At 58.5% G+C, this 13,968-nt stretch carries 13 protein-coding genes and 1 pseudogene; 9 read left to right on the top strand and 5 right to left on the bottom strand.

Annotated elements, in window-relative coordinates:
• Positions 1 to 149: 149 nt before the first annotated feature.
• A pseudogene (locus tag FQK12_RS27695) lies at positions 150 to 230 on the bottom strand (hypothetical protein); the annotation flags it as partial.
• Between the two features lie 249 nt (positions 231 to 479).
• Between FQK12_RS27695 and FQK12_RS15295 the strand changes: the two are divergent.
• From FQK12_RS15295 to FQK12_RS15275, 5 genes are read left to right on the top strand one after another with little or no spacing between them, the layout of a single operon-like run.
• Entirely contained in the window at positions 480 to 1,586 is a 1,107-nt protein-coding gene (locus FQK12_RS15295; protein WP_014837543.1) for an ABC transporter substrate-binding protein, read from the top strand.
• A gap of 20 nt (positions 1,587 to 1,606) precedes the next feature.
• A complete protein-coding gene (locus FQK12_RS15290) occupies positions 1,607 to 2,506 on the top strand; it encodes a branched-chain amino acid ABC transporter permease (protein ID WP_004099333.1) in 900 nt (299 codons plus the stop codon).
• Positions 2,506 to 3,555 (top strand): branched-chain amino acid ABC transporter permease, encoded by a 1,050-nt coding sequence (locus FQK12_RS15285; protein WP_014228114.1) that lies wholly within the window; start codon positions 2,506 to 2,508, stop codon positions 3,553 to 3,555. Before FQK12_RS15290 ends, FQK12_RS15285 begins: the two co-directional genes overlap by 1 nt.
• A complete protein-coding gene (locus tag FQK12_RS15280) occupies positions 3,542 to 4,324 on the top strand; it encodes an ABC transporter ATP-binding protein (protein WP_014228113.1) in 783 nt (260 codons plus the stop codon). Before FQK12_RS15285 ends, FQK12_RS15280 begins: the two co-directional genes overlap by 14 nt.
• The gene (locus FQK12_RS15275; protein WP_014228112.1) at positions 4,317 to 5,012 is read left to right on the top strand and encodes an ABC transporter ATP-binding protein; all 696 of its coding nucleotides are present in this window, start codon (positions 4,317 to 4,319) and stop codon (positions 5,010 to 5,012) included. Before FQK12_RS15280 ends, FQK12_RS15275 begins: the two co-directional genes overlap by 8 nt.
• Positions 5,013 to 5,119: 107 nt before the next feature.
• Here the strand turns inward: FQK12_RS15275 and FQK12_RS15270 are convergent, their stop codons facing one another.
• On the bottom strand, positions 5,120 to 5,302 hold the full coding sequence (locus FQK12_RS15270; RefSeq protein ID WP_004129481.1) for a hypothetical protein: 183 nt from the start codon (positions 5,300 to 5,302) through the stop codon (positions 5,120 to 5,122).
• Between the two features lie 722 nt (positions 5,303 to 6,024).
• On the opposite strand from FQK12_RS15270, the gene FQK12_RS15265 reads away from it, so the two are divergent.
• The 4 genes from FQK12_RS15265 to FQK12_RS15250 are packed head-to-tail and all read left to right on the top strand — an operon-like array spanning position 6,025 to position 9,088.
• Positions 6,025 to 6,834 (top strand): ABC transporter substrate-binding protein, encoded by an 810-nt coding sequence (locus FQK12_RS15265; protein ID WP_014228110.1) that lies wholly within the window; start codon positions 6,025 to 6,027, stop codon positions 6,832 to 6,834.
• 13 nt (positions 6,835 to 6,847) lie between these two features.
• Positions 6,848 to 7,666 carry an amino acid ABC transporter ATP-binding protein gene (locus tag FQK12_RS15260; RefSeq protein WP_014837542.1) on the top strand — a complete coding sequence of 273 codons (819 nt, stop codon included), beginning with the start codon at positions 6,848 to 6,850 and terminating at the stop codon, positions 7,664 to 7,666.
• Positions 7,663 to 8,415: an amino acid ABC transporter permease gene (locus FQK12_RS15255; protein ID WP_014228108.1), complete on the top strand. Its 753-nt coding sequence runs from the start codon at positions 7,663 to 7,665 to the stop codon at positions 8,413 to 8,415. The genes FQK12_RS15260 and FQK12_RS15255 overlap by 4 nt, the downstream gene beginning before the upstream one ends.
• Positions 8,405 to 9,088 (top strand): amino acid ABC transporter permease, encoded by a 684-nt coding sequence (locus tag FQK12_RS15250; protein ID WP_014228107.1) that lies wholly within the window; start codon positions 8,405 to 8,407, stop codon positions 9,086 to 9,088. Before FQK12_RS15255 ends, FQK12_RS15250 begins: the two co-directional genes overlap by 11 nt.
• A 27-nt stretch (positions 9,089 to 9,115) precedes the next feature.
• Here FQK12_RS15250 and FQK12_RS15245 read toward each other — a convergent pair whose 3' ends face one another.
• The 3 genes from FQK12_RS15245 to FQK12_RS15235 are packed head-to-tail and all read right to left on the bottom strand — an operon-like array spanning position 9,116 to position 13,947.
• Entirely contained in the window at positions 9,116 to 9,820 is a 705-nt protein-coding gene (locus FQK12_RS15245) for a molecular chaperone (protein ID WP_032693221.1), read from the bottom strand.
• A complete protein-coding gene (locus FQK12_RS15240) occupies positions 9,789 to 11,402 on the bottom strand; it encodes a hypothetical protein (RefSeq protein WP_223226756.1) in 1,614 nt (537 codons plus the stop codon). Before FQK12_RS15240 ends, FQK12_RS15245 begins: the two co-directional genes overlap by 32 nt.
• 19 nt (positions 11,403 to 11,421) lie before the next feature.
• A complete protein-coding gene (locus FQK12_RS15235; protein ID WP_014228104.1) occupies positions 11,422 to 13,947 on the bottom strand; it encodes a fimbrial biogenesis outer membrane usher protein in 2,526 nt (841 codons plus the stop codon).
• Between the last annotated feature and the right edge of the window lie 21 nt (positions 13,948 to 13,968).

Raw genomic sequence — 13,968 nt, 5'->3', positions numbered from 1 at the left:
GCCACCTGGCAAAATGCGTTTACCGTACCAATAACAGTATTTTCACCAGCCTTATGCCCTCTTCTGGAGGTAATAAGAATATTGCATGAGTAAAAACGAAACGGACGTTGTAAGGTAAATCTGCATACCAAATATATCTCGTTATCTATTCAACATAACAGCCAATAATTCGCCGGATACGCTGGCGAATTATGTCTCAATGTTATGCAGTCATTGATAGTTAAAGATATACCCAAAATAATTCGAGTTGCGGGACAAAACGGTTAACCGTTTTGAACAGCGCTTGCGCTGGCCCTGAAAGGGTGAGTCCCGTAGGGGCGAATCACGCGGCGACGCAGTGAATCCCCAGGAGCTTACTGAAGTAAGTGACTGGGGTGAGCGAGGAAAGCCAACGCACAAGCAACTTGAAGTATGAAGGGTATAAATAATCCACCGACGGTGAGGTAACAATGAACAAGTTTTCCGGGAAAGCGTCTTTAATGGCCACGCTGGTTGCCGCGTGGGTCGGTGCCAGCAGCGCGCAGGCGGCTGAAATTAAAATCGGCGTGGTCTTGCCGCTGAGCGGCGCGCTGAGCGGCTACGGTCAGCCTTCGCAAAAAGGGCTGGATATTATCCAGAGCATTACGCCGACGTTAAAAAACGGCGACACCGTGAAGCTTATCGTGATCGACGATAAGAGCGATAAGGTCGAAGCCGCTAACGCCATGCAGCGCCTGGTTTCCAGCGATAAAGTCGATGCGGTGATCGGCGAAGTCACCTCCTCCAATACCCTGGCGATGACCAAAATCGCCGACGACAGCAAAACGCCGCTGGTCTCCTCAACCGCGACCAACGACCGCGTTACCCGCAACCACCCTTACGTCAGCCGGGTCTGCTTCTCCGACAGCTTCCAGGGCGTGGTCGGCGCTAACCTCGCCTCGCGCGATCTGAAAGCCAAAACCGCCGCCATCGTCTTCGACAGCAGCAACGACTACTCCGTCGGCCTGGCGAAGGCCTTTCGCACGCAGTTCCTGAAAAACGGCGGCGCCATTCCTATCGAAGTTCAGGCTCCCGGCGGCAGCAAAGACTTTAAGGCCCAGCTGGCCAGCGTGAAGGCGAAGAACGTCGACATGATCTATATGCCGATCTACTACACCGAAGGGGCGCTGATCGCCGTACAGGCGAAGCAGCTGGGGCTGAGCAAGCCGGTGGTCGGCGGCGACGGGCTGGCGGCGGATCAGGTCTTTTTTGACGTCGGCAAAGACGCGGTCAACGGCTATATGACCACCGACTACTACTCGCCGAACGCCAAAGAGCAAACGCCGGCGGGCGAGGTGTTTATCAAAGCCTGGGAAGCCAAATACCAGCAGCCGACCCACACCTGGGGCGCGATGGCGGCGGACGCCTATAACGTCATTATCAACGCCATGAACCAGTGCAGCGACCCGCACGACCGGGTTTGCGTTAACGAAAAAATTCGCGCCACTAAGGACTTCCAGGGCGTAACCGGCACGCTGACGTTACAAAACGGCGACGCTATCCGCAGCGCGGTCATCAACGAAGTGAAGGATGGCAAGCTGGCGTTTCGTACCGTGGTTAATCCTTAAGGTTTTATAAGGGATATCAGATGGATGGTGCCATTTTTCTCCAGCAAGTGGTCAATGGAATGAGCCTTGGGGGCATGTACGCCCTGATTGCCATCGGTTATACGATGGTTTATGGGGTGCTGCGCCTGATCAACTTCGCCCATGCGGACGTAATGATGGTCGGGGCGTTTACCACCCTGTTTTTGTTTTCTTCCATTGGGCTACCCTTCGGGGTAGCCGTTTTCCTGACCCTCGCGCTGTGCGGCCTGTTCGGTATGCTGATCGACCGGGTGGCCTATCGCCCGCTGCGTCAGGCATCAAAAATCTCCATGCTGATCACCGCCATCGGCGTCAGCTTCTTCCTCGAAAACCTGTTCAACGTGCTGTTTGGCGGCAGCTCGCGCTTCTTTTCCGCACCGGAATTTTTCAACAACACCCGCGCCTTTGGTGACGTGATTATCACCAACGTGGCGTGGATCGTGCCGCTGATCACCGTCCTGCTGCTGCTGGCGATCCTCTGGCTGCTGTACCGCACCCGCTACGGGATGGCGATCCGCGCGGTGGCCTTCGACGTTAATACCGTGCGCCTGATGGGCATCGACGCCAACCGCATTATCTCGCTGGTGTTCGCCCTCGGCAGCAGCCTCGCGGCGCTGGGCGGGGTGTTCTACTCCATCAGCTACCCGACCATCGACCCGCTGATGGGCGTGCTGATCGGCCTGAAGGCCTTCGCCGCCGCGGTGCTCGGCGGAATCGGCAGCGTCACCGGCGCGGTGCTCGGCGGCTTTATTCTCGGCTTTACCGAGGTGGTGGCGGTCGCTCTGTTTCCCGAACTGGGCGGTTACAAAGACGCCTTTGCCTTTATGTTCTTGATTCTGGTCCTCTTGTTCCGCCCGGTTGGCATTATGGGCGATGAACGTCTGGAAAGGAGCCGTTTCTGATGCTCAACGCTACGACTACCGCCGGGGCGCAGCTGCGCAACCTGGTCATTATTGCTCTCTGCGTCGCGCTGCTGGCCGGGATCAACGTCGTCTTCAACGACTACATTACTCGCGTCATCAGCACCATTTTCGTCTTTATGATCCTCGCGGTCAGCTACAACCTGATCAACGGCGTGACCGGCCAGCTGTCGCTGGAGCCCAACGGCTTTGTGGCGGTCGGCGCTTACGTCACCGCCCTGCTGATCCTCCCCAGTGACAGCAAGCTGGATATGTTTGAGATGGCCGCCCCCAGCCCGTGGATCCTCGTGCTGCACGCCGGGTTCCTGCCCGCGCTGCTCATTAGCGGCCTGTGCGCGGCGGCGCTGGCGGTTTGCCTTGCCCTGCCGGTCTTCCGCGTGCGCGGCGACTACCTGGCGATTGTGACCCTCGGCTTCGGCTTTATCATTAAAATCCTCGCTATCAACAATCCGCAGATCACCAACGGCGCGATTGGCCTCAACGATATTCCGCAGCAGCCGCATCTCCTGTTCTGGTGCGGGCTGTTCGCCCTGCTGGCGACCGGGATGATTTTGCAGCTGGTGTGGTCGAAGTACGGGCGAATGATGAAAGCGGTGCGCGACGACGAAGACGCCGCTATCGCCATGGGCGTGAACACGTTTCGCATTAAAACCTGCGCCTTCGCCACCAGCGCCTTCTTTGAAGGGATCGGCGGCGGACTGCTGGCCTCGCTGCTGACCACCATCTCGCCGGGCCTGTTCGACTTTATGCTCACCTTCCAGCTGCTGATTATTATCGTGCTCGGCGGCCTGGGCAGCACCACCGGCGCGCTGCTCGGCACCGTACTGGTGGTCGGCAGCGGCGAGTGGCTGCGCTTTCTCGACCAGCCGCTCCAGTTCTTCGGTCACGATCTCGGCGCGTATCCGGGCCTGCGGATGGTGGTGTTCTCGCTGCTGCTGCTGATCATCATGCTGTTCGCCCGCGAAGGTCTGCTGGGCAAAAAAGAGATTTGGCAAGTGGGCAAAAGGGGCCGCGGCTATGGCGCAAAATAAGGTCATTTTACAGGTGCAGGACGTGACCATGCAGTTCGGCGGCCTGCGGGCCATCGACAGCGTCAGTTTCCACGTCGACGAAGCGGAAATTTTTGGCCTGATTGGCCCCAACGGCGCGGGCAAAACCACGATGTTCAACGTCATCACCGCCAACTATAAGCCGACCAGCGGCAGCGTGACCCTGGCGGGAAAGTCGCTGAAGGGGCTGAAGCCGAACCGGGTGGTCAACGCCGGGATTGCCCGCACCTTTCAGAATATCCGCCTGTTCAACTCGATGACGGTATTAGAAAACGTGATGGTCGGCCTCGACAGCGCCAGCCGCTATTCGCTGCTGGAAGCGGCGCTGCATATTGGCCGCTACTTCCCCGCCGAGCGGGCGGCAAAGGCCAAAGCGATGGCGATTCTGGACGATATCGGTATCGCCCATTTCGCCGACGTGCAGGCCACCAACCTCAGCTACGGCAACCAGCGCAAGGTGGAGATCGCCCGCGCGCTGGCGACGTCGCCAAAATTACTGCTGCTCGACGAGCCCGCCGCCGGGATGAACCCGAAAGAGACGGAGGATCTGGCGGATCTGATCTTCCGCATGCGTAACGACTATCAGCTCAGCGTACTGCTGATCGAGCACGATATGCCGTTCGTCAACAAGCTGTGCGAGCGGGTGATGGTGCTGGAGTACGGCAAACCGCTGTTTAGCGGCCTGATGTCCGAAGCCATACAGGATCCGGACGTGATTTCCGCCTACCTGGGGGACGTTCGTTATGCTTAGCGCGCGCGAGTTAAAAGTGTTTTACGGCGTGATTCAGGGGCTGAAAGGGGTGGATATTGATATTCACGACCGGGAGATTGTGACCCTTATCGGCAGCAACGGTGCGGGGAAAACCTCCACCCTCAACGGGATCGTCAATCTGGTGCGTTCCACGGGGCGGGTCAATTTTCTCAACGAGGATATTTCCCGCAGCCAGACGCATCAGATTGTGCGTAAGGGGCTGGCGCTGGTGCCAGAAGGACGGCGCATCTTTACCAACCTGACCATCGAAGAAAATCTGCGCATGGGGGCCTACAACAATCTCGCCGGCTTTACCCGCCTGCGCGATCGCATGTACAGCCTGTTTCCCCGGCTGAAAGAGCGGCACAGCCAGATGGCGGGAACCATGAGCGGCGGCGAGCAGCAGATGCTGGCGATCGCCAGAGCGTTGATGAGCGAGCCGGTACTGCTGATGCTCGATGAGCCAAGCCTCGGCCTGGCGCCGAAAATTGTCGGGGAGCTGTTTGCGACGATTAAGCAGCTGCGGGAAGAGAATATTACCGTGCTGCTGGTAGAGCAGAACGCCACGGCGGCGTTGACCATCGCCGATCGCGCCTATGTGCTGGAGAATGGGAAGATTATGCTCTCTGGTCCGGCGCCGGAGGTGCTGGCGAATCCGGAAATCAAACGGATGTATCTGGGGGGATAAAGCTGTTCAGGGCTGCGGCTTCGCTTCCTGCGTCGCCGCAACCGCAAACAGCCTCGCGCTACACAAAGCACACCTCGTTCCAGTAGGCTTCACGCGTCCTGCGCCGCTCAGTATGTTTTATCATGGCGAAACCACCTTGTTTCAACGTTGCCGAGCTCAATTCCGTAGAGACTGGCGACCGGTAATATTGCCTCCATGATGCGTTGGGTATCCTGCTGACCGGCTTCACCGCCGGATCCAGATAAAGAAGCCAGCCAGCCCGTTATGCGTTGCCACAGCGCCACTTTCATTTTTCTCCTCCGTCGGGAAGCATTTTTGCCTGTGTCTATTTCAACCACAGTTGACGGCGGGCGGGAAATATCAATTCCGGATTTGTAATTCTGTCGGGCGCATATTAGGGGCCTTTCCCGGATTGCGACGTAAACGTCTTATCCGGGCTACACGACCCCAGACGACTGAGGCCCCGTAGCCCAGCCAAGCGCAGCGCAGGCTGGGAAGGACCCGCAGCGTTTGCCGAAGCCTGATTTGTAATTCTATGCGTAAGGGTTCCGTTTACTCGCAATCTGCAGAAAATGCCTCACCGCTACCCGTGAACGGGTAAAGGGGGAGAAAACCGTCTCCCCCTTTACAATCCCCGCGGTCCCGCAAAGAAATCGGTGCTGCGCACTGCGCTCACCTCCCGGTCCTCAGCCTGCGGTCGGCTCAACTCGACATCGCTGTCTCGATTCGCCTCTGGCCGCCATCCCTGGCGGCCAGCCCTTGTCTTCCGACCTCCGGTTCGCCGATTTCAGCGGGCACCAGGGCATCGCTGCGAGTCTTGTGATTTCAGAAAGATACCAATAGCTGACGGAATGTCTCCCCAGTTTGGTAGCACAGTGCCGGTTAAACAATATCCACAACTTTGTTAAGTTCTTTTTCGTTATAGATAAGAACTTTTTCTTCTTTGCCGCCGACGGGCGATTTGTGGGAGCGTGATAAACACAAAACAAAACAGGGATTCAGGGGAATAACAATGCGCATTGCAAAAACAAAAATCGCGCTGGCGCTGGGCATGCTGGTGCTCGCCGCGCAGGCTCAGGCCGATCAACTAGCCGATATCAAAGCCGCCGGCGTGGTCAAAGTCGCCACCTTCGACGCCAACCCGCCGTTCGGCTCGGTAGACCCGAAAACGCATAAAATCGTCGGCTACGACGTGGACTTCGCCGAAGCGCTGGCAAAGTCGCTCGGCGTCAAGCTGGAGCTGGTCGCCACCAACCCGGCCAACCGCATTCCGCTGCTGCAATCCGGTAAGGCCGACCTGATCGTCGCCGATATCACCATCACCCCGGAACGCGCCCAGGTGATTGATTTCTCAACGCCTTACTTCGTGACCGGCCAGCAGTTCCTCGTCCCGGCAAAATCGCCGGATAAGCTCGATGATTACAGCAAAGCGCGCATCGGCGCGGTAAAAGGCACCACCGGCGAACAGGCGCTGCATCAGCGTTTCCCGCAGTCGCGCGTGCTCTCTTATGACGATATTCCGCTGGCGCTGACCGCCCTGCGCAACGGCAACGTGCAGGCCATCACTCAGGACAGCACCATCCTCGCCGGACTGCTGGCGGAAGCGCCGGACAAGGCAAACTTCAAAATCATCCCCGACCTGCTGAGCAAAGAAGAGATTGGCGTCGGCGTGAAGAAAGGCGAACCGGCCCTGCTGAAAGCGGTCAATGACGAGCTGGTCAAGCTGGAAAAAACCGGTGAAGCGGCCAAAATTTACGACGTCTGGTTTGGCCCGAGCACCAAAACCCCGCAGCCGCGCGCCTTTACTATCGAAGCGAAATAAGCAGAGAAAGATGATGTTATCGGCTCTATTTTCACGCTCCGCGGCATCGTCCGCGGATTTTTCGCATCTGCAGCGCGCCAGCATTGAGTTTCGCGATGTCGCCAAAAGCTACGGCGACCATCGGGTGCTGAACGGCGTAAATTTACAGGTTGAACCCGGCGAAGTAGTGGCGATCCTCGGCCCTTCGGGATCGGGCAAATCAACCCTGATCCGCCTGATCAATCAGCTGGAATCCCTTAGCGGCGGCGAGATTCTGATCGACGGCAAACCGACGCGCCAGCTTACCGGCAGCGCCCTGCGCCAGCTGCGCAGCCGGGTCGGCTTCGTTTTTCAGCAGTTTAATCTCTACGCCCACCTGACGGCGCAGGAGAATATTACCCTCGCGCTGGAACGCGTTCACGGCTGGAGCAAAAGCGCCGCCCGCGAGCGCTCGCTGGCGCTGCTCAGCCAGGTTGGCCTGGCGGATAAAGCCCGGCAGATGCCTGCCCAGCTCTCGGGCGGTCAGCAGCAGCGGGTGGCGATCGCCCGCGCCCTCGCCTCCTCGCCGCAGATCATTCTGTTCGATGAACCCACGTCGGCGCTGGACCCGGAGATGATCGGCGAAGTGCTGCAGGTCATGAAAACCCTCGCCCACAGCGGGATCACCATGGTGGTGGTGACCCACGAGATGCAGTTCGCCCGCGAGATTGCCGATCGGGTGGTGTTTATCGACGGCGGCGATATTCTCGAAGTCGCGCCGCCGGCCGAGTTTTTCGCCCGGCCGCAGCACGCCCGCACCCGCCGTTTCCTGCAGAAGGTGCTCGATCCGCTGCACCAGGAGAGTGAGGCGTGATCCCACATCTCGACTGGCATGGCGTGCTGAGCGGGCAGCCGCTGCAGTGGATCATCTCCGGTTTTCTCACCACCGTCTGGGTCAGCGTCGCGGGGATGATTCTGGCGACCGTGCTGGCCGTCCTGCTGCTGGCGCTGCGTCTCGGGGGCGGCAGGCCCGGCCGCTGGCTGGTGGCGGCCTGGGTTTCACTGTTCCGCAATACGCCGCTGCTGGTCCAGCTGCTGTTCTGGTATTTTGCCGCCTGGAATCTGCTGCCGCTGGGAGCGCGAGATTTTATCAACGACGACCACAGCTGGTCGATTCTGCCGGGCAACGTCTGGTGGCTGACGCCGGAGTTTCTCTGCTCAATGTGGGGACTCGGGGTCTTTACTTCGGCGTTTCTGATCGAAGAGATCGCCTCCGGGCTGCGCGCCGTTAGCCACGGCCAGCGGGAAGCGGCGCTGTCGCAGGGGTTTACGCCGTGGCAGGAGCTGCGCCACATTCTGCTGCCGCAGGGGCTGGCTAACGCCTGGCAGCCGATTATCGGCCAGTATCTGAACCTGATGAAGCTCTCCTCGCTGGCGAGCGGTATCGGCTTCGCCGAACTGACCTATCAGGTGCGGCAAATCGAGAGCTACAACGCGCATGCGCTGGAGGCGTTTGCCGTCGGCACCGCGCTGTATCTGGCGCTTGGGGTGCTCATGGGCGTGGCGCTGACGCGTCTCGGTCCGGGAAGAGATCAGCAAAGGAGAGCCGGCTATGAACGCTAACCTGGCGGTTATCGTTGATAACCTCGATTATCTGCTGTGGGGACGGCTGGCGGACGGTATTCCCGGCGGCGTGGTGCTGACGCTGCTGATGGCTATCGGTGCCGCCGCGCTGGCGCTGCCGGGGGGCGTGCTGCTGGCGGCCATCGCCTGGCGCTACGACGGGATCGTGCGGCGGCTGCTCTTCCTGTGGGCGGAGATTATTCGCGGCATCCCGCTGATCTTCGTCATTTTCTGGCTGTGGTATCTGCTCCCCATGCTCACCGGCAGCGACCTGCCGGGCGCGGTCACCGTCACGGTGGCGCTGGCGTGGTTTACCGCCGCGTCGGTGATGCACTCGGTGCTGGCGGGCCTGCAATCGCTGCCCCGCGGGCAGTACGAAGCGGCGCTGATCCAGGGTTTTGCCCCCGGACAGACGCTGCGCCTTATTCTGCTGCCGCAGGCTCTGCGCAACGTTCAGCCCTCGCTGGTAGGGATATTTATCGGGCTGCTCAAAGACACGTCGCTGGCGTTTATCGTCAACGTGCCGGAACTGACCACCGTCGCCGGGCAGGTCAATAACCGGGTGCAAATTTACCCGCTGGCGATATTTGTCTTTACCGGCGCGGTTTATTATCTGCTGTGCTGCGGCCTGAGCCTGCTGGCGAACCGCCGCTATGCCGGGCGTACGGTTTAGCGACGAAGCGCGAAAAAAGCTGCCCGGTTAGTTCACCGGGCAGTCTTTGGTCATTTTTATAAATTTATCGTTATAGATGATGTAGTGGTTCCCCGGTTGGCGCAGCGAGGCCTGGCGAACAACGTCCCCGGGCCGTAAATACCATGCATCCCCTTCCTCTTCCGTCGTATCGCACCCGGGCTTGATCAGCAGCTTAAACCAGGTATTCCCGGTATTGCTGACGGTGCCCGCCGCCCGATCGTAGGCCCACTTGAACCGTACCTCGCGCGGGCGCACAACCAGAATCGTGTCCATCACCACCACCGGATCCATACTCACCTCGGTACCGCTTTTATTGCGCATCACGTAATTGCGGGTGGGTATTTCACGAAAGGAGACCCGGTAATAGCGCTCACGGTCATCTTTCGGGCCGTGGTAGTAAAACTTAAAATACTCGCTCTCCCCCGCCTGCAGGGTAAGCTGACGCGGGGCAAACAGCAGCTCGCCGTCCGCCGGGCGAGAACGCACCTCTTTGCCGCCGGGGCGGTCGATAGCGACAATAGAAACCCGATACAACCGGGCGCTTTTATTGTTATTAATCACCCGTTTAGACGCGAAGTTATCTTCCGCCGCCAGCGAGAAAGTTAAATTACCCACCGAGATGGCCTGCGCCGCGGTCGCCAATCCTAGCGACAGCAGGCAGATAAGCATCCGCAGCAAATTAGTTAATGTTACGCCACGTCGCCTGAACATGAATTTCTCCTGAAGCACTCACTTCACCAAACCAGCCGTTATCTTCCACCGTGCGCAGCGATATCGGGTTATCCATCGGAATGGAAAACGTTACCGTCGTTTTGTCCATCTGACCGACCTCGCCGGAGATATCCGTCCACGGCGTGGTTAACCACAGGGCGTCGGTCATATCGCGCCAGGTATCATCGCATCCGGCATCGTAGGTTTTGATGGTCCCGGTCTGCGTCGTAAACGCCAGCGTCGCCGGGAACGGTACTCTCGACGTGCCGTCTGGTGAACTAAAAATACAGTATGAACGTCCGCCGATCGCCTGCGTTGGCCCGGTCACTTTAATGAGCACTTCATCGGCGGCGGTTTTGCCGCTGGTGGTGACAATATAGCCAAAGTCCAGCGACGGCTCGCCGCTGCCCACGTAGCCTTCGCGCGTCGGCGCCGAAATGTACTCATCGGAAATAATGCTGATGCTGAAGTCGCGCGGTTTAATAATCAGGGTGTTGGAGGTCGAAAACTCGTACCAGCCTGACTCCGGCGAGGTGGTGTTATAGAAACGGAAATTAAACAGGTCTTTGGTGTTCACGTCGCTGATGCCCAGCGTGACCATCTGCTTAAAAAAGTTGCTCGAGAAAAATACGTAAACCGAGTCAGATGATTTCATCTCATTAAACGTATAGTACTGGGAGATGCCGCTCACCGGCTTCCATGAATTCCCATCCAGGCTGAACTGCATATCATAACTTCCGACCGCGGAAGCCAGCGCCGAGTTGCTGATTGCCGGAAAAATATGAATTGAGGTATTACTCAGGCCATTGTGCTGCAAATTGTAGTTCACCATTTTGCAGCTCAGACCGGAACGGGAGCCGATAGTCTGGGTGCGGCAGTCGGCGTTCCCCTCGCCCAGCGTCGGGACCCCGTCGCTGTTGATAAAGACTTCCGCCAGCGCATGGGTGTTAATCAGCTTCAGGTTTGCCGCTTTAGTATGGGTGACTTTACGCACGTACCAGCTTCCTGAAGCCTGATCTTTACAGCGCGCGCCGCTGGTTGCGTCATAGTTCACCGAAGTCTGACAGGAGTTGATGGTCATCGAGAAACTGCTGCCCACCGACATCTGCTGCAGATACTGGTAGAAAGCGTCGGACATCATGCCGTGCATCCACTTTTGTCCGCCGGAGGTCACCGTCGCGCCGTAGAAACCGCTGGCATCGCTGGTTTGCGGCAGAATCAGGCTGGTGGCCATGTCGCAACCCGCATACCAGTTGATACAGCGCAGCCCCTGTAACGGATGAGATGTGGGGGAGTTATCCAGCCACATATCAAACTTCCAGTTGGCAATCAGGCCGGTGTTATAGCCATTGTCGATATAGCCCAGGCTCTGCTGATAAATGGTGCCCGAGCCGTTATATTTCAGCCCGGTCCAGCGGTTAGCCCCGGTCATTCGCGGGTCCAGCGCGCCGCCCGGGGTAACAAAGAAGTTATCGTCCGAGTTGTTTTCCACGAAAACAAACTGCATGGCCGCCGCATCCGGCCAGGTGGTTTTGGTGACCGCGGCGTTGACCCGCGTCACGCACAGCGCCGCCGTGAACATCACTAAACATGCCAGCCATTTAGCTTTCATTACCTTCTCCTGTCTGCTGCGTGCGGGCATAAGTGGAGAGGCCGCTACAGACCACATCGCCCACCCACACCGCGCCGCGCGCCTGGCTCAGCTCCAGCGCCACTTCGCAGCTCTGGTTTTTACCGTAACTGAAATCGATGGTGGGATATTTTTTATCCACGTCCATCACAAACTCACCGTTCTCATCGGTGCGGGTACGACCGATATGGTTATTAATCCGCGCGTTAGCCAGCAGCGTGCCGTCTTCCGCGCGGATACGCCCGGAGACCGTCACCATCTGCTTCACTTCCGGCTCAATCACCGCCACGTTGCCCGGATAAAGGGTCAACTGGCTCTTACGCCCGGTCACGATATCGTAGCTATCGAGCGAGTTTTTACTGTTCTGCAGCTCCACTTCATAACGGCTGTACGGCGACAGCGGCAGGTAATTACGGTTGCCGGAGAGCTGCACAATGCGGCCGTTAACCTTGGCGCTGAGCTTGCCGTCATCCTCAAGGCCGGTTTTGAAAATCACCCCGGCGTTGCCGTCGGTGCGGCCGCTGGCGGCGATATTTTTCCCCTGCCAGCCCACGCTGCCGTTGGCGGTCAGGTTGGTGTTCACATAGCCATCAACGCCGCTGTTCACATTCAGCGTACCGGTGGAGTAGCGGGTATCAAACTGAGCATACGCGCCGCCGCTGAGGGTTTTGTCATCGCCGGTATCGCCGGAAATGGCGCGCGAAACGTTCGCGCCGATGGTGCGAATACTGCCTTCATCAAACTGTTTACGCGCCGACAGGTTGGCCATGGTGTAACCGTTCTGGTGCGTCATCCCGGCGCTGAACCAGTTGCCGAGCGGCAGCGAGAAATCGAGCGCAATATATTTCCCGGTGCTGGCGCTGCTGTCGCCGTTATTAAAGCGCTGTACGCCCGCGCGCAGGCCCAGCGATCCCCATGAGCCGGTGTAAAGCGTCTGGTAGTAATCCGCCGTGTAGTAATGGCTGTTATAGCGGCGGTCGTCGTTATAGCTGACGCTGAAGGTACCCAGCTTTGACCAGAGTGAATTGAGGTTCAGCGTGCCGCCGATGGCCCGGTTGTCGGCATTACTGCGCCGTATCCGGTCGCCAATCTGCGTTTTTTCCTGGTTGACCCACACCGAACTAAAGCCGCCGGGCAGAGTGGCGCTGATGCTGCCGATGCTGCTCCAGGAGCTGTCGCTGGCCAGCATATTCTGCAGGTTCACGTTAATGGACTCGGTGATCGGCAGGGTCAGGCGCGTCTCGGCGACGGCGTTGTTATCATAGCCGTAGCCGGTGGCCGCCCAGCTTAAGGTACTGAACGACCCGGAGGCCGAGGCCCCCGCCAGCCAGCTATCTTTTGCCGGAAGCGTTTTTTTACCGCTTTCGGACCAGCGATCCATATGGAAGCTGCCGCCCCAGAATTGCCAGGCCAGCGGCGCGCCGGCGCCGCGTCCGCGGCTGAACAATTTATTGACCCGCTGGGTGCGTTTGCTGACCACCCGGCCGTTCACAATCACTTCAACATCGACATCATAAATCCCGTACGGCAGGCCGCGGGTGTCGACTTCATGGTTACCCATGGCAAAGTTCTGCACGCTCATCAGGCGTCCGTCGCGGGTCAGATGGACTTCCCCGGCGGCGGGTAAAAAGGCGACCACCGGGGTGGCCGACTGGGTGTTATCGAACACCGTCGAACTGGCCTGGTTGCCCCAGGAAGCGCCGTAGATCTTCCCTGCCGAAACGGCGGTCATCGGGCCAAGGGACTGTAAATTCCAGGTATCCAGCATCCCGCCCGCAAAGCGGTGACCGGCAAAGTCGCGTTCATACATCGCTTTATAGACGTCGCTGTCCTGATTGCCGGAGCCAATACCGTAAAGCGAGCCGTCCAGCACCACGTGGTGCTCGCGCAGCGCGGTGACGTTGTTCAGCGACAGATAGCTGGAGGTGTTATTGCCGCCGTTGCGCATCTGGTTGTTATAGACCCCGAGGTTATAGTTCAGGGTGCTGCTAAGGGTGTTGACGCTGGACTGACCGATATCTTCGCTGCGCGAGCGCAGCACCGTACCCAGCGCCTCTTTTTTTACCACCAGCTGCAGGAGCAGCTGGCGCAGGCTGAGCTGTAGCCGGGCGTCATCCGTCAGGCTAATGTTAAGATCTTTGCTGAAAGCTTCATTGGCCAGCGCGGTCAGCTGTTTGCGGGTCTGCTCGCTGACGGTGGCGTTATTATCGTTTTCTTCCAGCTGAATTTGCCGAACGCGCAGAACGCCATTATCCAGCCAGATAAAGGCATTGCCGATCCGCTGATCGTCCTGGGTACCGGTGCTGCCTTCAAGATGAATAAACAGTGGGATGCTCATTCCGTCCTGCAGCGCCTGGCTGAAGGCCTGAGGGATAATCACGCCGCCGATTTGCTGTACTTTGTCGGTGGCGGCAGTGACGCTAAACGGAACCAGCAAAATGACCATGCCGGAGGCAAGGAGTGTTTTTAATCCTGGAGCGTTCCCTGGTAGAGCCATAATGTTGATCCGTCAGAAGAA

The organism is Klebsiella sp. ME-303, from assembly GCF_007910085.1.
GTDB classification, from domain to species: domain Bacteria; phylum Pseudomonadota; class Gammaproteobacteria; order Enterobacterales; family Enterobacteriaceae; genus Klebsiella; species Klebsiella michiganensis.
The sequence above is the reverse complement of the archived record's forward strand: the minus strand, read 5'-3'. Positions and strand labels throughout refer to the sequence as shown.